Raw genomic sequence first — 23,625 nt, 5'->3', positions numbered from 1 at the left:
CGCCGGCTCTAAATTCTTCAAATCGATAGCGGATATGATATCTATTCGCCTCATGAATTTGAATTCGCTCGACCTCAACCTTCTGACCGCGCTCGACGCGCTGCTGCGCGAGGCCAGCGTCAGCCGCGCCGCCTTGCGGATCGGATTGTCGCAACCGGCGGCGAGCCATGCGCTGCAGCGCCTGCGCGACATCTTTGGCGATCCGCTCCTGGTGCGCACAGGCGCGCGGATGGAGCTGACGCCACGGGCGCAAGCCTTGCGCGCGCCGCTGGCGCAGGCGCTCGACCAGGTGCGCGGGCTGTTCGTGCCTGACGACTTCGACGCCGGCCGCAGCGAACGGCAATTCCGCCTGATGATGCCGGATCTCGCGGTCGAGCTCCTGATGCCGCCGTTGATGGAGAAGGTGACGCGCGTTGCGCCCAACGTCCGCATCGACATCGTGCCGTGGCGGGGACCTGCGATCTTCAACACCGAGTTCGCCCGCACCATCGATCTCGTGATCTCGATCGGCAACGCGTTCAAGGGCTTTCATCGGCAGCTGCTCTACACCGACAGCGATGCGCTGGCAGTGCGGCGCGGCCATCCCATGGCTGCGAAGCTGAAGCGGCGCGAGACATTCCTCGCCGCACGCCATGTCGGCGTCATCATCCGCGGCAGCGCTGAGGACCTGATCGACACCTGGCTGCGCACCAAGGGCATCGACCGGCACATTTCACTGGTGGTGTCAGGCTATCTCGAAGCGCTGCACGTCACAGCCCGCACCGACCTCGTTGCCTTCGTGCCGTGCCGGCTGATCGCGGCGCTATCGAAGCAGTTCGGCCTCATCACGGTGACGCCGCCGCTCGACCCCGGCATCGACGAGCAGTTCATGTTCTACCCGACGCGGTCCCAGATGGACCCGGGATCGATCTGGTTGCGGCGATTGATGCTGGAGACGGGACGGGAATTGGAGAAGCGAAAGGCTTCCTAACGTCGCAGTCCTACAGGGTGGGCAAGCGAAGCGTGCCCACCCCTTCTGTTGTCGTGTGGAAGTTGGTGGGGCACGGCGCTTTGCGCTTTTGCCCGCCCTACAAGATCCTACGCCTTCTGCGCGTCCATCACCTTGCGCACGGCGGGACGGTCGGACATGCGCTTAAAGTGATCGGCGATCTTCGGCGTTGTGTTGATGTCGACACTGTCGCCTTCAAGCCAGGTCGACAGGGTGTAGAGATAAGGATCGCAGATCGTGTACTGCTCGCCCATCACCCAGGGCCCCTTGTACATCTTCTGCTCGATCAGGGAGAAGCACGCGCCCATGGTCTTCGGGATCATCTGCTTCATGTCGGCGAACGAGCTCTCTTCGCTCGCCCAGCGGGCGCCGCGCATCTTGTGGGCATGGTTGATGTGCACGGTCGAGCAGAGATAGGAGTTGAACGACTGCACCTGGGCGAAGTCGAAGGGATCGTCCAGTGGCGCGAGCTCCGCCTTGGGGAAGGTCTGCGCAAGATAGGCCAGCATCGCCGGCGTCTCGGTCAGGACGCCGCGATCGGTCACCAGCGCGGGCACGCGGCCCTTCGGGTTGATCGCGAGATAATCCGCGCTGGTCTGCTGGTTGGTCTTGAAGCTCAGCCGCTCGGCCGAATAGTCGGCACCAGCCTCTTCCAGGGTGATGTAGGTGGCGAGCGCGCAGGTGCCGGTGGCGTAGTAGAGCTTGAGCATGTCGGACCTCATGAGAAAGCCGGAAGTTAACGGCTGCTGGCCCCGAGGTCCATAGTAGGGCATTCTCAGTGCTCTTGCTCTTCGCAGTTGCCCACCGGCGCCCGCCTGTGCCAAGACCCCCCAATTGGAGGGGTTTTCTCATGACCGTACTCATCGCCGGTGGCGGCATCGGCGGGCTGACGCTTGCGCTCAGCCTGCACGGAATCGGCATTCCCACGAAAGTGTTCGAGAGCGTCGCCGAACTGCGGCCGCTCGGCGTCGGCATCAACGTGCTGCCGCATGCGGTGCGCGAGCTGATCGAGCTCGGCCTGATGGACAAGCTCGATGCCAGCGGCGTGCGCACCCGCGAGCTTGCCTATTTCTCCAAGCACGGCAAGCCGATCTGGAGCGAGCCGCGCGGGCTTGAGGCCGGTTATCAATGGCCGCAATTTTCGATCCATCGCGGCACGCTCCAGCAGCTCCTGCTCGACACCGCGGTCGAACGCCTCGGACGCGACAACATCCTCATCAGCCATCATCTGACCGGCTGGAGCGAAACCGCTGACGGCGTGCGCGCCGATTTCATCGACAAGGCGACCGGCAAGGCCGCGGGGACTTACGACGGCACGATCCTGATCGCCGCCGACGGCATCCATTCCGCCACGCGAGAAAAACTCTACCCCGACGAAGGCCCCCCGCTCTGGAATGGCCGCATCCTCTGGCGCGGCGTCACGCCTGCAAAAGCCTTTCTTACCGGCCGCACCATGATCATGGCCGGACATGAGATCCTAAAATTCGTCTGCTATCCGATATCGAAAGAGCCGGACGCGGCGGGCAACCATTTGATCAACTGGGTTGCCGAGCGCCACATGTCGCCGACCTATCAATGGCGGCGCGAGGACTATAACCGCACAGCGCGGCTGGAAGAGTTTTTGCCCTGGTTCGAGAGTTGGCAGTTCGACTGGCTCGACGTGCCCGGTCTGATCAAGAACTGCCCGCATGCCTACGAATACCCGCTGGTCGACCGCGATCCGGTCTCGCAATGGACCTTCGGCCGCGTCACGCTGATGGGCGATGCCGCGCATCCGATGTACCCGATCGGCTCCAACGGCGCCTCGCAGGCGATCCTCGATGCGCGCACCATCACCCGCGAAATCCTGGCGCATGGCCCGACGCAGGCGGCGCTGCTGGCCTATGAGGCCGAGCGGAGGCCTGCGACCACCGACCTGGTCCTGCTCAACCGCAAGAACGGCCCCGAGCAGGTGATGCAGCTCGTCGAGGAGCGCGCGCCCGATGGCTACAAGGTCGTCACCGACGTGCTGTCGCAGCAGGAGCTGGAGAATATTGCCGCCAACTACAAGCGCGTCGCCGGGTTTCAGGTGGAGGCGCTGAATGCGAAGCCACCGATCGTCAGCGCGGGTGCGAAGCGCGTGGGTGGATAAGCCCTCACAAGTGGCGAGATGCGCGTTGATGTGCCCTCGCCAGCGACGCCGGTCGACGCAGACTCACTTGGGTGAGGGGGTTATCTCCACGCGTTCGTCCCTCACGATTTGAACGCGCGGAGAGATACCCCTCATCCGGCGCTTTGCGCCACCTTCTCCCGCAAGCAAGGGGAGAAGGGGTACCGCACGCGCGGCTAGATTATTTGTCGCACCACCCTCGCCGCCTCCAGCAGCCGCTCACTCGCGGTCGCCGTCGCCAGCAGCGTGCCGTCTTCCGCCGTCAGCCGGGCCTCGACGAACGCGATCGTCTTGCCGAGCTGCGTCACCTTGGCCTCGCCGATGATCGGTCCGGGCTTTGCGGGCGCCAGGAAATTCACGGTCATGCTGATCGTCGTGGTGTAGAGCCGGCCCTCGCTCATCACCAGCACGGCGGGACCCATGGTGTCATCGAGCATAGCCGAGAGCATGCCGCCCTGGATGAAACCGGCCGGATTGCAGAACTCCGGCTTGCCTTCGAAGGCGAGCTTGATCCAGCCCTCCTCCGGGCGAGCATCGAGCAGGCGCCATCCGAGCAGCTCGGCGCAGGGCGGCCTCTTGAAGTTGTCGAGCGCGGTCTTGACCATGCGAACCCTCCGTTGCCCTGCGTGAGTAGCCCAGGGTTGCTGACAGCATGGTGTCAGCAGGATGGGTCCTAGCGACCCAATCCATGCGCAATCACCTTGCGCATGACATTGGGCAGCGCTTCGCCGGCCAAGGTCGCAATCGGAACCCAGCGCATCCCCTCGGGCGCGCGCGTGCGGGCCTCGGCCCTGGCCGTGTAGACCACCAGTTCCAGCGGAAAATGCGTGAAGACGTGGGTGACCACGCCGACCTTGCGCTGCCAGCGCGACAACCCCTTCAGCTCCAGCGCCTGCTGCTTCGCCTTGGCATCGTCCTGCCCGGCCAGCCAGGCCGAGCCCGGCACCTCGGTCATGCCGCCGAGCAGGCCCTTTTCGGGACGGCTGCGGACGAGAAGCTCGTCGCCGCGCGTGACGACGAAAGCCGCACCGCGCCGCAGCGCGCCGGTCTTCTTTGGCGCCTTGCGCGGAAACGTTTCCTGCGTTCCCAGCGCGCGCCCCGTGCAGTCCTCGTTCAGGGGGCATAACGAGCAGGCCGGCTTTTTCGGCGTGCAGATCGAAGAGCCGAGGTCCATCAGCGCCTGTGCACTGTCTCCCGCGCGAGAATCGGCAAGCAGCGTCGCCGCCAGTTGCTGGATCAGCGGTTTTGCCTGCGGGAGCTCTTCTTCAACTGCAAAGAGCCGCGACACCACCCGCTCGATATTGCCGTCGACCGGCATGGTGCGGCGGTCGAAGGCGATCGCCGCGATCGCGGCCGCCGTGTAAGGCCCGATGCCCGGCAGCGCGCGCAAGCCCTCTTCGGTGCCGGGAAAGGTGCCGCCATGCTCGCGCGTCACCGCAACCGCGCAGGCATAAAGGTTTCGCGCGCGTGAGTAATAGCCGAGCCCGGCCCACATCCGCAGCACGTCGTCCTGCGAGGCCCGCCCCAGCGCCGTGACATCAGGCCAGCGCGCGACGAACTTTTCGAAATAGGGCCCGACCGCCTTCACCGTGGTCTGCTGAAGCATGATCTCGGACATCCAGACACGGTAAGGGTCGGACGCCTCCCCGGGCGCGGCGCGCCAGGGCAATCGGCGCCGGTGGCGGTCGTACCAGGCAAGGAGCGCGAGCGGACGCGATGAGGTCTCCGGCTGGACTGGTTCCGATTTCGTCTTGAGGGCAGATTTTGGGCTCATGCTTTCACTGTAACGGCGTCAGGCCGATCTCTCCACGTCATGCCCGCGCTCGTCGCGGGCATCCACGTCTTTCTTCGCAGCGAGGAGCCTATGGGTCACGCCCCGGAGTGCTATAAGGGCGCATGTCCAAGCTTCGTCCCATCAAACCCGGTCCCATCAGCGCAAAGCCGCTCGCGGTCCTGCTCAACGACGTCTTTGCCGAGGCCTATGCCAAGCAGGGGTTTGCCGCGCGCGAACTGGTGACGCGGTGGGCGCAGATTGCCGGGCCGGAGATCGCGGCCCATGCCGAGCCGCTGAAGATGCAGTGGCCGCGCCCGGTCGAGGGCCAGCCGCAGGAGCCGGCGACGCTGGTGCTGCGGGTTGAGGGGCCGATCGCGCTGGAGATCCAGCACTCCGCCGACGTGATCCTGGAGCGGGTCAACCGCTTCTTCGGCTGGAGCGCGGTCGGCAAGCTGGCCTTCCGCCAGGCCCCGCTCTCGCGCGCCCGGCGGCCGGCACGCCCCGCCCCGCCGGACGCCAAATCCGTGGCCAAGGTGGCGGAGAGCCTGGGCGACATCGAAGATGAACAGCTCAAGTCGGCGCTGGCCCGGCTCGGGGCCGCCATCAAGCGAAATTGAGCCTCATTCGGCTGCCAATCTGGACCCGTCCTTGTCGCTCGCCATTGCCTCAAACGAGGTTTCAAGCTAGCGACAGGCCGCCCGAACGGGAATTTCGGGCGAGACCACGCCAATCCGGGAGCCGACCTTGATCATCACCCGCCGCGCCTTCACCACGATGCTGTCGCTGACCGGGCTTGCCGCGGTCGCCGGGTTCTCGCCGCTGCGGTTCATCTCCGAAGCAATGGCGCAGGCTGCCACCGATGTGGCGAAGCCGGTGTCGTTGCCCGACATGGCGCTGGGCCCGAACGACGCCGCCGTCACCGTCACCGAATACGCCTCGATGACCTGCCCGCATTGCGCGGCCTTCAACGAGCAGGTGTTCCCCAAGATCAAGTCGGAATACATCGACACCGGCAAGGTGCGTTACATCTTCCGCGAGTTCCCGCTCGACATCAAAGCCGCCGCCGGCTCGATGCTGTCGCGCTGCATCGCCAATGGCGACGCGCCGAAATACTTCGCAGTCACCGACATGCTGTTCCGCCAGCAGAACGATTGGGTGGTGAAGAACACCACGGAGACCTTGACGCGGATCGGCAAGCAGGCCGGCCTTACCCAGCAGCAGGTCGAGGCCTGCCTGAAGGACCAGGCCCTGCTCGACAAGATCGCCGCCGACCAGAAATACGCCAGCGACGTTCTGAAGGTCGATTCGACGCCGACCTTCTTCATCAACGGTGAGAAGATCAAGGGCGAGACCACGTTCGAGGAATTCGCCAAGAAGATCAATCCGCTGCTGAAGAGCTGATTCTTCGCATACAAAGCCTGATTCGCATCTCGATGGCCGTATCTTTCCCGGCATAAATCCCTTGGGAAAAGCGGCTTTGGCCGGTTGCCCTCGCGGCACACCGCGGCCATTGTCCAGCCGCATGAGGCGCCTCGCGCGACTCGCCCGGATAGCGACATTGCCTTCCATGGTAGTGTCCCGGCAGGGGGATTCGCGCCTGCCAACAGAGATGCGTGCTTATGAAAATCACCCGCCTGCGCCTTCACGGCTTCAAGTCCTTCGTTGAGGCCACCGACTTCGTCATCGAGCCCGGCCTGACCGGCGTGGTCGGCCCCAACGGCTGCGGCAAGTCGAATCTCGTCGAGGCGCTGCGCTGGGCGATGGGCGAGACCTCGTATAAGTCGCTGCGCGCCGCCGACATGGACGCGGTGATCTTCGCCGGCTCCGGCAATCGTCCGGCGCGCAACCACGCCGAAGTGACGATGACGATCGACAATGCCGATCGCACCGCGCCGGCGGCGATGAACGACAGCCAGCTTCTGGAAATCTCCCGCCGCATCGAGCGCGAGGCCGGTTCGGTCTATCGCATCAACGGCCGCGACGTGCGCGCCCGCGACGTGCAGATTCTGTTCGCCGACGCCGCCACCGGCGCGCGCTCGCCGGCCCTGGTCCACCAGGGCAAGATCGGCGAGATCATTCAGGCCAAGCCCGAGCAGCGCCGCCGCGTGCTGGAAGACGCCGCCGGCGTCGCCGGCCTGCATGCCCGCCGCCACGAGGCCGAGCTGCGGCTGAAGGCGGCCGAAACCAACCTCACCCGCGTCGAGGACGTGATCGGCCAGCTCGCAGGGCAAGTGGAAGGCCTGAAGAAGCAGGCTCGCCAGGCCGTGCGCTATCGCGAAGTTGCGGCCAAGGTCCGCAAGGCCGAGGCAACCCTGTTCCATTTGCGCTGGATCGGCGCCCACGCCGACGTCACCGAATCCGGCCAGACCCACGACCTCGCGGTCCGGGAGATGGCGGAGCGTACCCAGCACCAGGCCGAGGCCGCCCGCATCCAGGCGATCCGCGCCGCCGAAATGCCGGCGCTGCGCGATGCCGAAGCGCGCGCGGCAGCCGGGCTGCAGCGCCTGACCAACGCCCGCGAGCTGCTCGACCGCGAGGAAGAGCGCGCCAAGGAGCGCGTCGCCGAGCTCGAGCGCCGTCTCGCACAGTTCGAAGGCGACATCTCGCGCGCCCAGCAGCAGACCATGGACGCCGACGTGGCGCTGCAGCGCCTCGACGCCGAAGATTCCGAGCTGAAGGAAGAGATCAAGTCACGCGTCGAGAAGCGCTCAGGCGTCGACGAGCGCGTCGGCGAAGCCGAGGCGGTGCTGACCGAGACCGAGCACCAGTTCGCCGAGCTCACCACCGCGCTCGCCGACCTCACCGCCAAGCGCCATCAGCTCGAAGCCAACGTTCGCACCCACCGCGACAAGCTCGCCCGGCTCGACCAGGAGATTTCGAACGTCGCGGCGGAAGAGCAGAAGCTCACTGCGGAGACCGGCGGCTTCGGCGATCTCGACGAGTTGACCGCAACGGTCGAGAACGCCGAGCAGACGCTTGCGGCCTCGGAAGCCGCCGCTCAGGACAGCGAAGCCGCCCACGTCGCCGCGCGGCAGACGCTGGAATCCTCGCGCTCGCCGCTCGTCGAAGCCGACAAGCGCGTGCAGCGGCTCGATACCGAAGCGCGCACGATCTCCAAGATCCTCAACGGCGAGACCAAAAATCTGTGGCCGCCGATCATCGACGGCATCACCGTCGACAAGGGTTTTGAAAAGGCGATCGGCGCAGCCCTCGGCGACGATCTCGACGCCCCGGTCGATCCGTCCGCGCCGATGCGCTGGACCAATGCCGGTGTCACCGACGGCGATCCGGAGTTGCCCGAGGGCGTTGTGCCGCTCGCCAGCCACGTGCAGGCACCGGCCGAGCTGGCCCGCCGCCTGGCGCAGATCGGCGTGGTTCCGCGCGAGCGCGGCGCCGAGCTGGTCTCGCAGCTCAAGACCGGCCAGCGGCTGGTCTCGCCCGAAGGCGACGTCTGGCGCTGGGACGGTTTTGTTGCCGCGGCCCACGCGCCGACCGGCGCCGCGCGGCGCCTTGCCGAGCGCGCCCGCCTCGTCGACATCGAGAACGATCTGGAGCAGGCCCGCATCGACGCGCAGATTAAGCGTCAGGCGCTGGAAGACGCCGAGTCCGAGCTGCAGATGGCCGCCAGCACCGAAGGCGCAAGCCGCGAAGCCTGGCGCGCCGCGCAGCGCGAGCTCAATGTCGCGCGCGAGCGCCACGCCACCACCGAGCGCGAGATCAATCGCCACGCCGCGCGCAAGGCGACGTTGTCGGAAGCGCACAGCCGTCTCGCCGCCGATCGCGCCGAGGCCGAAGCCGCCTACGAATACGCCGAAGCCGGAATCTCCGAGCTGCCGTCGAGCGAGGACACCGAAACCCGTCTCGCCGCCGTCCGCAGCGACATCGAAGGCCATCGCCGCATGGCCGCCCAGGTCCGTGCCGAGGCGCAGGCGCTGGCGCGCGAGGCCGAGCTTGCCGACCGCCGCGTGCAGGCGATCCTCGCCGAACGCACCGAGTGGCAGAACCGCAAGGAGAGCGCGGCCTCCCACATCGACACCATCCAGGCCCGTATCTCCGAAGTCACCATCGAGCGCAGCGACCTCGAGAACGCACCGGCCGTGTTCGCGGAGAAGCGCAGCGCGCTGATCACCGAGATCGAATATGCCGAAAACGACCGCCGCATGGCCGCCGACGCGCTCGCCAGCGCGGAAACCGCGATGGCCGAAACCGATCGCGCCGCGAAGCTGACGCTCGAAGCGCTGTCCAGCTCCCGCGAGGCCACGGCCCGCGCCGAGGAGCGCATGGAAGGCGCGCGGCGCCGGCTCGAGGACATCGAGCGCGAAATCCGCGACATGCTGGAAGTCGAGCCGCAGGCCGTAGCCGGCCTTGCCGAGATCGAACCCGGCGCGGAGCTGCCGCCGCTGCACGACATCGAGGAAGACCTCGAAAAAATGCGCCGCGATCGCGAGCGTCTGGGCGCGGTCAACCTGCGCGCCGAGGAAGAGCTGCGCGAGGTCGAGACCCAGCACAACGGTCTGGTCACCGAGCGCGACGACCTCGTCGAAGCCATCAAGCGGCTGCGCCAGGGCATCCAGAGCCTCAACAAGGAGGCGCGCGAGCGGCTCCTGACCTCGTTCGAGGTCGTCAACAGCCACTTCAAGCGCCTGTTCGTCGAGCTGTTCGGTGGCGGCGAGGCCGCGCTGCATCTGATCGAGAGCGACGACCCGCTGGAAGCCGGCCTCGAAATCATCGCCAAGCCGCCGGGCAAGAAGCCGCAGACGCTGTCGCTGCTCTCGGGCGGTGAGCAGGCGCTGACCGCGATGGCGCTGATCTTCGCGGTGTTCCTCACCAACCCCTCGCCGATCTGCGTGCTGGACGAAGTCGACGCGCCGCTCGACGACCACAACGTCGAGCGCTATTGTAACCTGTTGCACGAGATGACCAGCTCGACCGACACGCGCTTCATCATCATCACCCACAACCCGATCACGATGGCGCGGATGAACCGCCTGTTCGGCGTCACCATGGCCGAGCGCGGCGTCTCGCAACTGGTGTCTGTGAATCTGCAAGAGGCAGTGGACATTCTCGACCAGAACGTTGCGTGAGGCTACGCACGGGCCGCACCCATTGACGTCATCATCCGCCTTGTGCGCAATTGCGCACTCGGGCAGATGATGGCCACGAATGATGATCTCACCCAACCTCCCGGCGGAACTGAAAGCGGCCCTCGACGGCAAGCTCCAGGGCTTTTCGCGCACCGATGCGGCGCGACGATCGTCGCAAATCTCGACCACCTATCGCGCAGGCGGCGGCTCCGGCACCATCAAGTCGGATGCCGATGCGCTCGCCTACGCGCTCGCGCGCATGCCCGCGACCTACGCGGCTGTGGCGGCAAGTCTGAATGCGCTGACCGAGATCGCACCGGACCTCGCTCCGGAAACGTTGCTCGACGTCGGCGCAGGCCCGGGCACCGCGAGCTGGGCCGCCGCAGAGGCGTTCTCCTCGCTGCAAGATTTCACCCTGCTCGACGCCAACGGCGCGCTGAGCAGGCTGGCGCTTGAACTGGCGCGTGATAGCTCGCGACTTGCGCAGTGCCGCTATCTGCCGGGCGATGCCGGCGCGAACCTCGCCGAGGTCTCGCAAGCCGATCTCGTGGTTGCGAGCTACGTCATCGGCGAGCTCCGTGAGGGCGATCAACACAAGCTCGCGGAAACGATGTGGGCGAAAGCGCGCCACGCATTGGTCGTGATCGAACCCGGCACGCCCGCCGGCTACGCGCGCATCCTCGCTTTGCGCCAGCAACTGATCACGGCGGGCGCCTATGTCGCCGCGCCCTGCCCCCACGAAAAGCCCTGTCCGCTCATGGCGCCGGACTGGTGCCATTTCTCCCAGCGCCTGCCGCGCTCCCAGGCGCACCGCCAGATCAAGGGCGCCGACGTGCCGTTCGAGGACGAACGCTTCATCTACGTGGCGCTGACCCGTACGCCGCCCGCAGCACGCGCCGCGCGCGTGCTGGCGCCGCCGGATGTCGGCAAGGCCGAGATCACGGCCAAGCTCTGCACCGAGCAGAGGGTTGAACTTGCCAGGGTCCCTCGCCGCGACAAGGCCGCCTATGCAAGCGCCCGTCGCTGGCGCTGGGGTGACGCCGTCATGTCCGAAAGTTAACCTCGTCCGGCGCTTTTGGCTTGAACTCGGATGGTTCCAGATCCGACCAAGTCTTACCTTCTCTCCGCGGCGGGCTCTCGCCGGGCGCTAATTTGGTCTAGGCTGCGCCAGCTTTAATTCCCTTCAGGAGTTCTCCATGTCGACCGGCTGGATCGTTCTCGGCGTCATCGTCGTCCTCGTGCTGTTCGCCTTCAGTGCCTACAACCGTCTGGTGGCGCTGGGCCAGCGCGTCGGCCAGGCCTTTGCCGACATCGACGTGCAGCTCAAGCAGCGCCACGATCTGATCCCGAACCTGGTCGAGACGGTGAAGGGCTATGCATCGCATGAGCGCGGCACGCTCGACGACGTCGTCAAGGCGCGCAATTCGGCGATGTCGGCGCAGGGACCGGCGCAGGTGTCCGCAGCCGAGAACCAGCTCTCCGGCGCGCTCGGCCGGCTGATCGCGCTGTCGGAGGCCTATCCCGACCTCAAGGCCAACGCCAATTTCCAGCAGCTCGCCAGCGAGCTCTCCGACCTCGAGAACAAGATCGCGGCCAGCCGGCGCTTCTTCAACAGCGCAGTCCAGGAATACAACACCGGCATCCAGCAGATGCCCGCCGCCTTGTTCGCCGGCATGTTCGGCTTCACCAAAAAGGACTTCTTCGATCTCGGCGCCAGCCGCACCGAGGTCGAGGCCACGCCGCAGGTGAAGTTCTGAGTTGAGCCGATAGGCCGGCAGGGCATTGCGTCATGGCCGCGTACGGTCTCTACACGCACATCGCCTCGAACAAGTTTCGTTCGATGCTGCTGCTCGCCGGCCTGTTCGCGCTGGTCTATGTGCTGGTCTATGCCGGTGCGCTGATCGCCGAAGTCGTCATCAACGGCAATGAGACCGTCGTCTATTATCTGAGCCGCGCCTTCTATGACCTGAAAGTCGCCGCGCCGGTTGCGACCGTCGTGGCAGCGGCCTGGATCGTGATCGCCTATTTCTTCCACCAGTCGATGATCGATGCCGTGACCGGCGGCCACGACGTCACCCGGCAGGAACAGCCGCGGCTCTATAATCTGCTCGAAAACCTCTGCATCTCGCGCGGCATCACGATGCCGAAGCTGAAGATCATGGAGAGCCCGGCGCTGAACGCGTTCGCGACCGGCCTCAACCCGCGGCAATATTCGATCACCGTCACCACCGGTCTCCTCAACGCACTGAACGACAAGGAGATCGAGGCGGTGCTGGGCCACGAGCTGACCCACATCAAGAACGGCGACGTGCAGCTCATGGTGGTCGCCGTCATCATCGCCGGCGTAGTCGGCTTCTTCGGCGAATTGTTCTTCCGCCTGTTCACGAATTTCAGCTGGAGCTCCGGCGGCGGCTCCTGGTCGTCAGGCTCCTCCTCGTCATCGCGATCGTCCTCGTCGTCGAGCGACAGCAAGAGCTCCGGCGGCGGCGCGGTGGTCGTCATCATCATCGCGGTCGTTCTGATCGTGGTGGCATGGCTGTTGTCGCAAGTGGTGAAGCTCGCGCTGTCGCGCTCGCGCGAATATCTCGCCGATGCGGGCTCGGTCGAGCTGACAAAAAACCCGGACGCCATGATCTCGGCGCTGCGCAAGATCGAAAACCGCGGCGAGCTGCCGGGCGCAACCTCGGCGGTGATGGAGTTCTGCGTCGACAATCCGCGCGAGGGCTTTGCAGACCTGTTTGCCACTCACCCCTCGGTGCAGTCCCGGGTCGACGCGCTGGTCAAGTTCGCCGGCGGCCACGATCCCGGTCCGCTGCCGCCACCCGGCAATGAGGAGGAAGAACCGGAAGCACAAGCCGGCCAGCAAGGCACGCCACCGCCGCTGCGCCAGGGTCCTTGGAGCGATGCAGGCAGCTCGGCCAGTCCACCGCCCGTGCCCGCATCCTGCCCTGCCGGAACCGCAAGCGGCAATCCGTTGGGCAATCCAATGGGTCCTTGGGGCCGCCGTTAAACGCGTGATTTGACGCGACGCGCGGGAGGTTTGGTCGCGATTGGGAAAAACCTCGGGAATTGCTGTAACTGCATGCCGAGGAATTGAATTCTCCCTTGTTTCTGCCATGTTCGCGCCCAACAGCAGACTTGGGACATCCTCGGGACATCCTTGGGACATCGATTTGGGGCCCGGCCGATTGCGATCTCGCGATCGGGGGCGCGTTAGGGGACAGCAATGGCAAAGCCGGCAGTGGTTGTGGTGGGCGCGGACAAGGGCGGGGTCGGCAAGACCACGGTGTCGCGCACCCTGCTCGATTATTTTTCCGCCAACAACGTGCCGACGCGCGCCTTCGACACCGAGTCGCCGCGCGGAACCCTGAAGCGCTTCCACCCTGATATCACCGAGATCGTCGACATGACGACGACGTCCGATCAGATGAAGATCTTCGATACGCTCAACGCGACGAGCCCGTCGGTGACCGTGATCGACGTCCGCGCCGGCCTGCTCTCGCCGGCGCTGGCCTCGCTGCGCGACATCGGTTTCCTCGACGCCGCCAAGGCCGGCCAGATCACCTTCGCAGTGTTCCACATCCTCGGACCCTCGATCGCCTCACTGGATGAGATCGCCGAGACAGCCGGCTTCATGACCGGCGCAAAGTATTTCCTGGTGAAGAACTTCATCAACGACACGCAGTTCTTCCAATGGGACCAGGCGACCTACAATTCATACTTCCACCGCATCAAGGATGCGACCGAGCTGACCATCCCAAAACTCAACGAAATGGCCTATGAGCAGGTCGAGGTGTCCTCGGTCCCGTTCCTCAAATTCGTCGCCAACAAGGGCATCAACGACGAGGCCGCGAACTATTCGTTCGTGCTCCGCGGCTATGTCCGGCATTGGCTGGCGAACGTCTGGAGCGAATTCGACCGGATCCGATTGACCGACATCGTCGGCTCCAAGCCCGCCGCCCGCAACAGCGAAAAATAGTTGCGGACCCCGGGCGGATACGGCTGGATTGGGCGGTGAGTTCGCTCAGATAATAGTTCGTGATGCCAGCAACGCCCCTCTACATCATTTGCTCGCCCCGCCCGCAGGTCGGAAAGACCTTGCTGGCGCGGCTTTTGAGTGAATTTTTGCTGCTCAAGAACGGCAACGTCGCGGCCTTCGACGTCAACCTGAAGGAGCCGTCGCTGCTCGACTATCTGCCAAAGATCACGGAGACCGCCGACGTGATCGACACCTATGGCAAGATGCAGCTGATGGATCGCGTCATCGTCGATGACGGGCTTGCCAAGGTGATCGACCTCGGCTTCCACGCCTTTGACGAGTTCTTCAAGATGGCCGACGAGATCGGCCTGTTGAAAGAGGCCGCGCGCCGCCACGTCGCGCCGATCATCCTGTTCGTCGCCGACACCGACCGCGCCTCGGCCCGCGCCTACGAAATGTTGCGCGAACAGATCCCGCGGATGAACCTGATCACGGTGGACAACGAGCACATCGTGCGCGGCGAGCTGCCGGCCGCGATGGCTGCCGGTCGGGTGTTCCGCCTGCCCGCGCTGCCCGGCTTCCTGAAAACCTATGTCGGCCGGCTGAACTTCTCCTTCACCGGGTATCTGCGCCAGGAGAAGGATGCCTCGACCGAGCTGCACCAGTGGACCCGGCGCAATTACCTCGCCTTCCGCGAGCTTGAGCTCAGCCTGATCCTGCAGCGGTCTTGAATATTTTACCCGGATAATATTGACTTGCGGCGGACCCGCCGCTACTGAGTTTGCGCACCCGCGTTCCTCAGCAAGGCCCCTCACCGTGACCATCGACCGGAAAGCCGCCATCGCCGCTTACAGGGAGCGGAAGACCGTCGCAGGCATCTACGTCGTCGGCTGCGCGGCGTCGGGCGAGACATGGGTCGGACAGGCCCCGAACCTCGAGACAATCCAGAACCGCATCTGGTTCTCGCTGCGCCACGGCAGCCACCCCTGCCGCAGCCTCCAGGCTGCGTGGACCACGCATGGCGAGGCCGGCCTGACATTTGGCGAATGCGAGCGTCTGGAGGACGAGGCGAGCGCCTATGTCAGGAATGCGCTGCTCAAAGAGCGCATGCTGCACTGGCTGTCGGAGCTAAAGGCCGAGGCGATCTGAACGTCGCCAGCGGCGCCGTTGCCGCTCAATGCCCCTCGAACGTCATCAGCGTGCGCACGGGCACATCCATCGCGCGCAGCTTGGCGGCACCGCCGAGCTCGGGCAGGTCGATGATGAAGCAGGCGGCCACCACATTGGCGCCGATCTGCCGCAGCAGCTTCACCGCGCCTTCCGCGGTGCCGCCGGTGGCAATGAGATCGTCGACCAAAATGACGCGTTCGCCGGGCTGGATGGCGTCGACATGCATCTCCATCTCGTCGATGCCGTATTCGAGGGAGTAAGCGATGCGCACGGTAGTGTGCGGCAGCTTGCCTTTCTTGCGGATCGGCACGAACCCGGCGGACACCTGATGCGCCACCGCGCCGCCGATGATGAAGCCGCGCGCCTCCATGCCGGCGACCTTGTCGATCTTGTTGCCGGCCCAGGGATTGACGAGTTCGTCAACCGCACGGCGGAACGCGCGCGCATCTGCGAGCAGCGTGGTGATGTCGCGGAACATGATCCCCGGCTTTGGATAGTCCGGGATGGTGCGAACGCTCGCCTTCAGATCGTGGTCGAAATTCATTGGTGCCTCTCAATCAACGCGCGCTTCCAGCCGGAACGCATTCTCGACAATTCTTAATCCCACCTCGCCGCTGAGCGACATCAGCGATTCCGGATGGAATTGCACGCCGGCGACCGGCAGGGTCTTGTGCTCCAGCGCCATGGCCACGCCGTCCTCGGTGCTGGCGGTGACATCGAGAACTTCTGGCATGCTGTCGCGCTCGACATAGAGCGAGTGATAGCGGCCGATGACGATCTCGTTCGGCAGATTGCGCATCAACCTCCCGCCGCGGACCTGCACCCGCGAGGGCCGGCCGTGGGCGGGATGCGTGAGCTGCCCGAGTTCGCCGCCGAAATACTCGCCGATCGCCTGGACGCCGAGGCAGACGCCGAACACCGGCAGCTTGTTCTCCAGCGCCGCGTCGATGGTCTTCTTGATCCCGAAATCCTCAGGCCTGCCGGGGCCGGGCGACAGCACCAGCAAATCCCACCGCTTCTGCTTGAGCATGTCGAGCGCATGCACATGGCGGACCACGGTGACGTCAGCCCCGACCTGGCGGAAATAGTCGGCCAGCATATGGACGAAGCTGTCGTCGTGGTCGATCAGCAGCACCCGCTTGCCCGAACCGGTCGCATCGGGCGCAAAGGCCGACAGCGGCTTCGGCGGATCGCCGCGCAGCGCCTGGAACAAGGCGGCAGCCTTGACCTGGCATTCGCGATCTTCGGCGGCGGGATCGGAGTCGAACAAACAGGTCGCTCCGACACGCACCTCCGCGAGGCCTTCCTTCATCCGGATGGTACGGATGGTGAGGCCGGTGTTGATACTGCCGTCGAAATTCACCGCGCCGATGGCGCCGGCATACCAGCGCCGTGGCGAACGCTCGTGATCCTCGACGAACTGCATCGCCCAGAGCTTTGGTGCGCCGGTGACGGTGACGGCCCAGGCATGGGTGAGGAACGCATCGAGCGCATCGAAGCCGGGGCGCAGCATGCCCTCGACATGGTCGACAGTGTGAAACAGCTTCGAGTAGGTTTCGATCTGCCGGCGCGCCAGCACCTTGATCGTGCCGGGCACGCAGACGCGCGCCTTGTCGTTGCGATCGACGTCGGTGCACATGTTGAGCTCGAACTCGTCCTTCTCCGAGTTCAGGAGCTGGCGGATCTGCTCGGCGTCGCCGATCGCATCGCTGCCGCGCGCGATCGTGCCCGAGATCGGGCAGGTCTCGACCCGGCGTCCGTCCGAGCGCACGAACATTTCGGGCGAGGCAGAAACGAGAAACTCGCCCTCGCCAAGATTCATCAGCGCGCCATAGGGCGACGGGTTGATGACGCAGAGCCGCTGGAACACTTCGGCCGGCGAGCGGTCGCAGGGCTCGGCGAACAGCTGGCCAGGTACGGCTTCGAAGAGATCGCCGCGCGCGAAGGCCGCGCGCGCGGTTTCCACCGTGGCCTGATATTCGCCGGGCGCGTGATCGGCAAAACCCTGGCGCGGCGTCTTGAGGTACGGGCTCTCGGCGGTCTCGTGCGGCAGGCCCGCGGTGGACTTGCCCTTCCACGCGAAATCGTAAGTGAGCACCACGCCGCGGCCGGTGGCGCGGTCATAGGCCAGCAGGCGGTCCGGGACGTAGAGCACGATGTCGCGCTGATCGCTCTCGCGCGCGCGCTTCTGCACGAGATCCTCGATCTGGAAGACGAGGTCGTAGGCGAAGGCGCCGAACAGGCCGAGCAACCCGTCGTCATTGGCCGAGAAGGCGGCGACGAGATCGCGCACCAGCGACATCACGCTGGCACGCCGCGTGCGCTGGTCTTCGTCGATCGGGGCTTCGCCGCGGACGATATGACCGGCAAGGCGCGTGGACGTCTTCTCGGAGATCACGACGCAGGGCTCGCGCAAGACGTCGGCGACGAAGGCGATCAGCACCTGCCCGCGCTCGTTCAATGCTTCCAGATTGAAATTGAAACCTGTTGTCTCGAGCTTGAGCGGCGGATCGGAGAAGCCGAGGTCGAAACTCTCGTAGCGGCCGGGCACGGTCGTGCCCGAGGACAGCACCACGCCGCGGCGACGGTCGAGCAGGTTGACGAGATCGTCGAGCCGGTTGGCGCCGCCGGTGAACTGCTCGGCCACGCGCGTGATCGCAAGCCCCGCGCGGGTCACATAGTCGCTTCGAGCCGGGAGGGCAAAGACGGTCCTGTTCATGTCGTCCTCTTACGAAACTTGCCGAGGGAACGCCACACAGGACAAACGATCAGGCCGCCGCACTGCGTGGGCGACCTCAGACGATTTTGGGAGAATAAATCGCACCGGCCACCTCTTAGGAGGTGCGCCACCAAAGACGGGATGGGCGGACGGTGGTGCTCATGGGCGGATACTCATCATGGCGCGGGGACGGCGTCAAGAGCGGCTGGGCCGGCCCGACCGGCAAAATGGCGCAAACGCAACGAGGGTTATGGCCGGTCTTGCAGGCTGTCGCGCCCAACGGCCGCGTCTGCGGCATGACGCTCGATTTCGTCTCGCATTACCGTGAGCACGAGCTCGCCGTCAGATCCGATGACCTGGGCGCGGTCGCCAAAGGTTTCGACCAAAACGCTGGTCTCTCCTGTGACCGCACACCAACTGGCTCGATCGTCGCTCACGCTCAAGGCCGTGATCGCCGCGGTGGGACCCAGACTTAACTTCCGCAACAGCAGGTCGATCGCTTCGGCCGCAAAGTTTTGCTCGGCAATTCTCAAGAAATTCTGGATCGTGTCAGTCCCCACAGTCGACAGCCGCGCGCCCACTATCATAGGGCGCGTGGCAAGTTCATAAAGTCGTCCACCCGCCTCGTCAAAGACGCATAGCCGCGAGCCCTTGTTGGTCCTTACGCCGAACGCAGTGCATTGCTGCCCCTCCACATCCGTGTCGAATCCTGGAAGCACCATGACGTTGAGCTCCGGGTCAGGCCTCACCGCTCCGCAGGCCGCGGCGACCGTGATCTGCAAGTCGTCAGTCATCTGGAAACGGATGTGGCGAACGCTTCGCCAGATCCGGCGGTGGGACAGATGTGGGTTAAGCTGCGCAAGCCGCTCGATTTCGGAAGAATATTGCTCCTGCGTGACGGCGTGCAATTCGGGCCAGCCTGCGATCCATCGGGCCGCTAGTTGGGTCATTGGTTGCTGCCGTTCTGCCGCAAAGAAGCGCCTATCAAGCGCGCTGAGCGCCGCGGCGCGGTTTTCGAATCCGGTCTGCAGCGCAGCCTCGCCGGGATGTGCCTCCACCCAGGCGATCATCTCCTGCAAGATCTGGTGTTGCGCACTCGCACCCATGGCCTTCAGTCCCGCGAGCGCATCACCAGATGTCGTCGGAAGCATCTCGAGCCCTGTGTTGCCGATGAACTGGCTGTGACCGCCGTTGTAGACCTGAGAGAGATAGTAGTCGGCATGATAGGCCTGTATGGCCACGGCCGGCAGCTCACCTGCCGTGTAGACGCCGACGCTCTGAATTTCGTTGACGTAGTCGACCACAGCGCCAGTGAGATGGTCGGCTTTCTCGGGGCTGCGGGCCGCTTCCAGCGCTTTGCTGGGCACCACAACCATGGTCAAGCGGCCATCCACAATCATCGTGCCCTCCTGCAGTCGCATGGCGAATGCCATGCGGCTGCAGCCTATGATTGCAGTGATCAATTTTCAAATGCGATGCGGCAATAGCGCTGATCGCGGCGGGCCGCCGCCCGGCCTACCCCAGATGCTTCCTAAAAAACTCCGTCGCCCTGCCCCAGGCGAGTTCGGCGGCTTCGCGGTCGTGCACGGCCTGGCGCTGCTCGTTGACGAAGGCGTGCTCGGCGTCATAGCGGAACAGCTCCAGCGACTTGCCGGCCGCTTTCATGCCCTTTTCGAAGGCATCCACGACCTGCGGCGTGCACCAATCGTCCTTGTTGGCGAAATGGGCCTGGAGCGGGATCTTGACGTCGGCGGGCTTGGCCGCCTGCTCCGGCGGAATGCCGTAGAACACGACACCGGCGGCGAGCTCTGGCACGTGCACCGAGCCGATGATGGTCACCGCGCCGCCGAGGCAGAAGCCTGTCAGCCCCACCTTGGCCCCATTGCGCGACAGATATTGCGTGGCGCCGCGCACGGTCTGCGTGGTGGCGTCCATGAAATCGAGCGAGTTCATCTCTTTGCCGGCGGCGTCCGTATCGTGATACGGCACCACCTTGCCCTTGTAGAGATCGGGCGCGAGCGCGTCGAAGCCGGCCAGTGCAAAGCGGTCGCACAAGCCCTTGATCTGGTCCGACAGGCCCCACCATTCCTGGATCACGACCACGCCCGGCGCGTTGCCGCGTGCGGCGTTGGCGAGATAGCCCGATCCGTCCTTGCCGTCCGGGCGCTTGAAGGTGATGGCGGTTCCCATGGTGTCCTCCGATGAGTTTCTGGGGAGCGGTTGGCGGTACTTTGGCCGCTGGGAGCGCGATAGGCAATCGCGCCTGACAACACACGCTCGTGTGCAACAAAAAAGCCCCCTCGCGGGGGCTTCTTAAATTCTCGTTTCGCCTCGAACCGCTCAGTGCGAGTCGGCCCAGACCTTCTTCTTGGTGAAGTACATCAGGAACGCGAAGATAATCAGGAACACGAACACCTGCAAACCGAGGCGCTTGCGCGCCTCCATGTGCGGCTCGGCGGTCCACATCAGGAACGTGGTGACGTCCTTGGCGTACTGCGCGACCGTCGTCGGCGAGCCGTCGTCATAGGTCACCTGCCCGTCGCTGAGCGGCTTCGGCATCTTGATGGCGTGGCCCGGGAAGTACTTGTTGTAGTAGGAGCCCTCCGGGATGGTCACACCCTCAGGCGCCTTGTCCTCAAAGCCCTGCAGCACTGCCGCGACGTAATCCGGGCCCTGCTCCTGAAACTGGGTGAAGAAGTCGACGATGAACATCGGGAAGCCGCGCCCGTAGGACCGCGCCTTCGTGATCAGCGACAGATCTGGCGGCGCCGCACCGCCGTTCGCCGCACGCGCAGCCTGTTCGTTCGGGAACGGCGAGGGGAAATAGTCCGCCGGCCGGCCCGGGCGCTCGAACATGTCGCCCTGATCGTTCGGACCGTCCTTGACCTTGTAGTCGGAGGCGAAGGCTGCCACCTGCGCGGTCGAATAGCCGGGGCCGCCGGGATCTCCGAGATTGCGGAAGGCGATAAAGGACAGGCCGTGGCAATTGGCGCAGACTTCCTTGTAGACTTTCAGACCGCGCTGGAGTGCGCCGCGGTCGAACGTGCCGAACGGGCCGGAGAAGGACCAGTTGTTGCCCGGCGGCCTGGTGCCGCCTTCCTCGGCGCGGGCGCTGTCGACTGAGCCCGCAAACAACGCGCCCACCAGCGCAAGAGCGATCACGGTCGACACCATCGGCGTCGACTTGCTGCCGGTCTTTGCAAGAACCGCCTCTGCGATCGAATTCGGCACCGGCCGCGGCGTCTCGATGCGCGAGAGCAGCGGCAGCACGATCAGGAAGTAGGCGAAGTAGCAGAACGTCAGGACCCGGCCAGCGATCACGTAGATGCCTTCCGGCGGCTGCGCGCCGAGATAGCCGAGCAGGATGCAGACCGCGACGAAGATCCAGAAGAACTGCTTGGCCAGCGGACGGTACTTCGACGACTTCGTCCTGGCGGCGTCGAGCCAGGGCAGGAAGCACAGGATGATGATCGCCGAGAACATCCCGATCACGCCCGCGAGCTTGTTCGGGATCGAACGCAGGATCGCGTAGAACGGCAGGTAATACCATTCCGGCACGATGTGCGGCGGGGTCACGCCCGGGTTGGCCGGAATGTAGTTGTCGGCGTCACCGAGATAGTTCGGCATGTAGAAGATGAACCAGGCGTAGAGCAGCATGAAGCAGGCGACGCCGAAGCCGTCCTTGATGGTGGCGTGCGGCGTGAACGGAACCGTGTCCTTTTCCGTCTTCGGCTCAACGCCGTCAGGATTGTTCTGGCCGGCGACGTGCAGCGCCCAGACGTGGAGCACGACGACGCCCGCGATCAGGAACGGCAGCAGATAGTGCAGCGAGAAGAAGCGGTTCAGCGTCGGGTTACCGACCGAATAGCCGCCCCACAGCAGCGTCACGATGCTCTCGCCGGCATAGGGAATGGCGGAGAACAGATTGGTGATGACGGTGGCGCCCCAGAAGCTCATCTGGCCCCAGGGGAGCACGTAGCCCATAAAACCGGTCGCCATCATCAGGAGGTAGATGATGACGCCGAGGATCCAGAGCACTTCGCGCGGCTCCTTGTAGGAGCCGTAGTAGAGGCCGCGTAGCATGTGGACGTAGACAGCGACGAAGAACATGGAGGCGCCGACGGCGTGCATGTTGCGCAGCAGCCAGCCGTAATTGACGTCACGGACCAATAGCTCGACCGACTTGAAGGCGAGATCGGCATGCGGCGTGTAGTGCATCGCCAGGATCACGCCGGTCAGGATCTGGATCCCAAGCATGAAGGAGAGGATGGCGCCGAAGGTCCACCAGTAGTTCAGGTTGCGCGGGGTGGGATAGACAACGAAGGACGAGTGGACGAGGCCCATGATCGGCAGACGTCGCTCGATCCATTGCAGGGCCGGATTGCTCGGCTGGTAGTCGGATGGTCCGCTCATGATGCGATCCTGAGGAAATATAACGACGAGACGGCGCGAAGCTTCGGACGCGGGTCCGAAGCTCAGCCGATCTGGATTTTGGTGTCGGAAACGAACTGGTACGGCGGCACGGGCAGGTTCGCGGGCGCGGGCCCCTGGCGGATGCGGCCGGACGAATCGTACTGCGAACCATGGCAGGGGCAGAAGAACCCGTCGTAATTGCCTTCATGTGCGATCGGGATGCAGCCGAGATGGGTGCAGATGCCGATCACAACCAGCCACTGGTCGTGGCCGGACTTGACCCGGGCCTCGTCGGACTGCGGATCGGGCAGGCTCGCCACATTGACGGCGCGCGCCTCGTCGATCTGTTTCTTGGTGCGGTGGCTGATATAGATCGGCTTGCCGCGCCAGAACACCTTGATGTCCTGTCCCTCGGCGACCGGACTGAGATCGACCTCGATCGGCGCACCGGCGGCGATGGTCGACGCATCAGGATTCATTTGAGAGACGAAGGGCCAGAGCGCGGCTGCGCCCCCTACTGCTGCGGCTGCCCCCGTTGCAACGAATAAGAAATCACGGCGTGTCGGATGGTCCGCCGAAGACGCTGTCGTCACGATTCCAACCCTTTCTTCTTATTCTGCCGGCGGAACCGCTCCAGAGGCCGCCAAGGTCCCCAGAACAGCCTGCTAGCGCCCGCGGCCCCCCCGCGGCGGCAGAACTTCATGTGTCCCCACCAAAACAAGGCGAAAACAGCAGTCCAGAATCGTTCTATTGGCACCCTTGCCGGGCGAGCGCAAGCCCGCTATCGGCGCGGGAGCGTGCAATGCACGAATTCCGCGGCCAGCGATGTTTTATTGAGACATTTCCGGCCCGCACCGAACCCGGCACAGCCCATGCAGATAGCGCTTTTCCAACCCGACATCCCCCAGAACACCGGCACGATTCTCAGGCTCTGCGCCTGTCTGGGCTTGGCCGCCCATATCATCGAACCGGCAGGCTTCCCCGTCTCCGACCGGCATTTCCGCCGGGCGGGAATGGATTACCTCGATCAGGTCAGCATCAACCGCCACGACTCGTGGTCGAAATTCGAGCAATGGCGCGCGGCACAGGGCTACCGCCTGCTGCTGTTCACCACCAAAGGGGCCACCGACTACCGCGATTTCCGTTACCAGACGACGGACATCCTGCTATTCGGGCGCGAGAGCGCCGGCGTCACCGACGCGGTGGTCGAAGCCGCGGACGCGCGGCTGGTGATTCCGATCGCGGCGGGGCTACGGTCGCTCAATGTCGCCATGACCGCGGCGATGGCCGCAGGCGAAGCGCTGCGGCAGATCCGGAACCCCGAGGCCTCACAGGATTGAAGGGCCCAT

21 protein-coding genes are annotated in these 23,625 nt (G+C 64.9%); 12 read left to right on the top strand and 9 right to left on the bottom strand.

Translation table 11 applies throughout. The features are described from left to right. Positions 1-52 precede the first annotated feature (52 nt). The gene (locus ABIB06_RS02085) at positions 53-970 is read left to right on the top strand and encodes a LysR family transcriptional regulator (RefSeq protein ID WP_354046110.1); all 918 of its coding nucleotides are present in this window, start codon (positions 53-55) and stop codon (positions 968-970) included. A 107-nt stretch (positions 971-1,077) separates the two neighbouring features. Here ABIB06_RS02085 and ABIB06_RS02080 read toward each other — a convergent pair whose 3' ends face one another. Beyond that, positions 1,078-1,698 (bottom strand): glutathione S-transferase family protein, encoded by a 621-nt coding sequence (locus ABIB06_RS02080; protein WP_354045817.1) that lies wholly within the window; start codon positions 1,696-1,698, stop codon positions 1,078-1,080. Positions 1,699-1,838: 140 nt separating this feature from the next. On the opposite strand from ABIB06_RS02080, the gene ABIB06_RS02075 reads away from it, so the two are divergent. Then, on the top strand, positions 1,839-3,119 hold the full coding sequence (locus tag ABIB06_RS02075; RefSeq protein WP_354045816.1) for a flavin-dependent oxidoreductase: 1,281 nt from the start codon (positions 1,839-1,841) through the stop codon (positions 3,117-3,119). Positions 3,120-3,313: 194 nt separating this feature from the next. On the opposite strand, the gene ABIB06_RS02070 is transcribed toward ABIB06_RS02075, so the two are convergent. Then, positions 3,314-3,742: a PaaI family thioesterase gene (locus ABIB06_RS02070; protein WP_354045815.1), complete on the bottom strand. Its 429-nt coding sequence runs from the start codon at positions 3,740-3,742 to the stop codon at positions 3,314-3,316. A gap of 68 nt (positions 3,743-3,810) precedes the next feature. Next, positions 3,811-4,911 (bottom strand): A/G-specific adenine glycosylase, encoded by a 1,101-nt coding sequence (gene mutY, locus ABIB06_RS02065; protein WP_354045813.1) that lies wholly within the window; start codon positions 4,909-4,911, stop codon positions 3,811-3,813. 122 nt (positions 4,912-5,033) lie between these two features. Between mutY and ABIB06_RS02060 the strand changes: the two genes are divergently transcribed. The 9 genes from ABIB06_RS02060 (at position 5,034) to ABIB06_RS02020 (ending at position 15,123) form a co-directional block, all read left to right on the top strand. Then, entirely contained in the window at positions 5,034-5,528 is a 495-nt protein-coding gene (locus ABIB06_RS02060) for a DUF721 domain-containing protein (RefSeq protein WP_247340360.1), read from the top strand. A gap of 127 nt (positions 5,529-5,655) precedes the next feature. Further along, positions 5,656-6,312: a DsbA family protein gene (locus ABIB06_RS02055; RefSeq protein WP_354045811.1), complete on the top strand. Its 657-nt coding sequence runs from the start codon at positions 5,656-5,658 to the stop codon at positions 6,310-6,312. Between the two features lie 218 nt (positions 6,313-6,530). Next, complete coding sequence (smc, locus tag ABIB06_RS02050) at positions 6,531-9,995, top strand: chromosome segregation protein SMC (protein ID WP_354045810.1); 3,465 nt, start codon at positions 6,531-6,533, stop codon at positions 9,993-9,995. A gap of 79 nt (positions 9,996-10,074) precedes the next feature. Further along, a complete protein-coding gene (locus tag ABIB06_RS02045; protein WP_354045808.1) occupies positions 10,075-11,055 on the top strand; it encodes a small ribosomal subunit Rsm22 family protein in 981 nt (326 codons plus the stop codon). Positions 11,056-11,191: 136 nt separating this feature from the next. Next, the gene (locus tag ABIB06_RS02040) at positions 11,192-11,752 is read left to right on the top strand and encodes a LemA family protein (protein WP_247340369.1); all 561 of its coding nucleotides are present in this window, start codon (positions 11,192-11,194) and stop codon (positions 11,750-11,752) included. A gap of 32 nt (positions 11,753-11,784) precedes the next feature. Beyond that, the gene (locus ABIB06_RS02035; protein WP_354045806.1) at positions 11,785-13,005 is read left to right on the top strand and encodes a M48 family metalloprotease; all 1,221 of its coding nucleotides are present in this window, start codon (positions 11,785-11,787) and stop codon (positions 13,003-13,005) included. A gap of 216 nt (positions 13,006-13,221) precedes the next feature. Beyond that, positions 13,222-13,974, top strand: a complete 753-nt coding sequence (locus ABIB06_RS02030; protein ID WP_247340374.1) for a P-loop NTPase family protein — start codon at positions 13,222-13,224, stop codon at positions 13,972-13,974. 62 nt (positions 13,975-14,036) lie between these two features. Next, positions 14,037-14,705 (top strand): hypothetical protein, encoded by a 669-nt coding sequence (locus ABIB06_RS02025; RefSeq protein WP_247440802.1) that lies wholly within the window; start codon positions 14,037-14,039, stop codon positions 14,703-14,705. 85 nt (positions 14,706-14,790) lie between these two features. Next, the gene (locus tag ABIB06_RS02020) at positions 14,791-15,123 is read left to right on the top strand and encodes a GIY-YIG nuclease family protein (protein WP_354045804.1); all 333 of its coding nucleotides are present in this window, start codon (positions 14,791-14,793) and stop codon (positions 15,121-15,123) included. A 25-nt stretch (positions 15,124-15,148) separates the two neighbouring features. On the opposite strand, the gene ABIB06_RS02015 is transcribed toward ABIB06_RS02020, so the two are convergent. From ABIB06_RS02015 to petA, 6 genes are all read right to left on the bottom strand, one after another. Further along, positions 15,149-15,688: an adenine phosphoribosyltransferase gene (locus ABIB06_RS02015; protein WP_045005226.1), complete on the bottom strand. Its 540-nt coding sequence runs from the start codon at positions 15,686-15,688 to the stop codon at positions 15,149-15,151. Between the two features lie 9 nt (positions 15,689-15,697). Beyond that, a complete protein-coding gene (locus ABIB06_RS02010) occupies positions 15,698-17,863 on the bottom strand; it encodes an anthranilate synthase component I (protein WP_354045802.1) in 2,166 nt (721 codons plus the stop codon). Positions 17,864-18,111: 248 nt separating this feature from the next. Beyond that, complete coding sequence (locus tag ABIB06_RS02005) at positions 18,112-19,296, bottom strand: DMP19 family protein (protein WP_354068490.1); 1,185 nt, start codon at positions 19,294-19,296, stop codon at positions 18,112-18,114. An 82-nt stretch (positions 19,297-19,378) separates the two neighbouring features. Further along, complete coding sequence (locus ABIB06_RS02000; protein WP_354045798.1) at positions 19,379-20,053, bottom strand: dienelactone hydrolase family protein; 675 nt, start codon at positions 20,051-20,053, stop codon at positions 19,379-19,381. Between the two features lie 150 nt (positions 20,054-20,203). Continuing rightward, complete coding sequence (gene fbcH, locus ABIB06_RS01995; RefSeq protein ID WP_354068492.1) at positions 20,204-22,276, bottom strand: cytochrome b/c1; 2,073 nt, start codon at positions 22,274-22,276, stop codon at positions 20,204-20,206. A gap of 62 nt (positions 22,277-22,338) precedes the next feature. Further along, on the bottom strand, positions 22,339-22,869 hold the full coding sequence (petA, locus tag ABIB06_RS01990) for a ubiquinol-cytochrome c reductase iron-sulfur subunit (protein WP_247340393.1): 531 nt from the start codon (positions 22,867-22,869) through the stop codon (positions 22,339-22,341). Positions 22,870-23,148: 279 nt separating this feature from the next. On the opposite strand from petA, the gene ABIB06_RS01985 reads away from it, so the two are divergent. Continuing rightward, positions 23,149-23,616: a tRNA (cytidine(34)-2'-O)-methyltransferase gene (locus ABIB06_RS01985; RefSeq protein WP_354045794.1), complete on the top strand. Its 468-nt coding sequence runs from the start codon at positions 23,149-23,151 to the stop codon at positions 23,614-23,616. The last annotated feature ends 9 nt before the right edge of the window (positions 23,617-23,625 follow it).

This window comes from Bradyrhizobium sp. LB8.2 (genome assembly GCF_040548035.1).
GTDB lineage: Bacteria > Pseudomonadota > Alphaproteobacteria > Rhizobiales > Xanthobacteraceae > Bradyrhizobium.
Note: the sequence above shows the minus strand (reverse complement) of the source record. Positions and strands in the feature narration are given on the sequence as shown.

What these genes read in the sequence shown, in the direction of transcription:
- ABIB06_RS02085 (WP_354046110.1), top strand. Translation starts at nt 53, where the DNA reads ATGAATTTGAATTCGCTCGACCTCAACCTTCTGACCGCGCTCGACGCG.
- ABIB06_RS02080 (WP_354045817.1), bottom strand. Translation starts at nt 1,698, where the DNA reads ATGCTCAAGCTCTACTACGCCACCGGCACCTGCGCGCTCGCCACCTAC.
- ABIB06_RS02075 (WP_354045816.1), top strand. Translation starts at nt 1,839, where the DNA reads ATGACCGTACTCATCGCCGGTGGCGGCATCGGCGGGCTGACGCTTGCG.
- ABIB06_RS02070 (WP_354045815.1), bottom strand. Translation starts at nt 3,742, where the DNA reads ATGGTCAAGACCGCGCTCGACAACTTCAAGAGGCCGCCCTGCGCCGAG.
- mutY (WP_354045813.1), bottom strand. Translation starts at nt 4,911, where the DNA reads ATGAGCCCAAAATCTGCCCTCAAGACGAAATCGGAACCAGTCCAGCCG.
- ABIB06_RS02060 (WP_247340360.1), top strand. Translation starts at nt 5,034, where the DNA reads ATGTCCAAGCTTCGTCCCATCAAACCCGGTCCCATCAGCGCAAAGCCG.
- smc (WP_354045810.1), top strand. Translation starts at nt 6,531, where the DNA reads ATGAAAATCACCCGCCTGCGCCTTCACGGCTTCAAGTCCTTCGTTGAG.
- ABIB06_RS02045 (WP_354045808.1), top strand. Translation starts at nt 10,075, where the DNA reads ATGATGATCTCACCCAACCTCCCGGCGGAACTGAAAGCGGCCCTCGAC.
- ABIB06_RS02040 (WP_247340369.1), top strand. Translation starts at nt 11,192, where the DNA reads ATGTCGACCGGCTGGATCGTTCTCGGCGTCATCGTCGTCCTCGTGCTG.
- ABIB06_RS02035 (WP_354045806.1), top strand. Translation starts at nt 11,785, where the DNA reads ATGGCCGCGTACGGTCTCTACACGCACATCGCCTCGAACAAGTTTCGT.
- ABIB06_RS02030 (WP_247340374.1), top strand. Translation starts at nt 13,222, where the DNA reads ATGGCAAAGCCGGCAGTGGTTGTGGTGGGCGCGGACAAGGGCGGGGTC.
- ABIB06_RS02025 (WP_247440802.1), top strand. Translation starts at nt 14,037, where the DNA reads ATGCCAGCAACGCCCCTCTACATCATTTGCTCGCCCCGCCCGCAGGTC.
- ABIB06_RS02015 (WP_045005226.1), bottom strand. Translation starts at nt 15,688, where the DNA reads ATGAATTTCGACCACGATCTGAAGGCGAGCGTTCGCACCATCCCGGAC.
- ABIB06_RS02010 (WP_354045802.1), bottom strand. Translation starts at nt 17,863, where the DNA reads ATGAACAGGACCGTCTTTGCCCTCCCGGCTCGAAGCGACTATGTGACC.
- ABIB06_RS02005 (WP_354068490.1), bottom strand. Translation starts at nt 19,296, where the DNA reads ATGGCATTCGCCATGCGACTGCAGGAGGGCACGATGATTGTGGATGGC.
- ABIB06_RS02000 (WP_354045798.1), bottom strand. Translation starts at nt 20,053, where the DNA reads ATGGGAACCGCCATCACCTTCAAGCGCCCGGACGGCAAGGACGGATCG.
- fbcH (WP_354068492.1), bottom strand. Translation starts at nt 22,276, where the DNA reads ATGAGCGGACCATCCGACTACCAGCCGAGCAATCCGGCCCTGCAATGG.
- ABIB06_RS01985 (WP_354045794.1), top strand. Translation starts at nt 23,149, where the DNA reads ATGCAGATAGCGCTTTTCCAACCCGACATCCCCCAGAACACCGGCACG.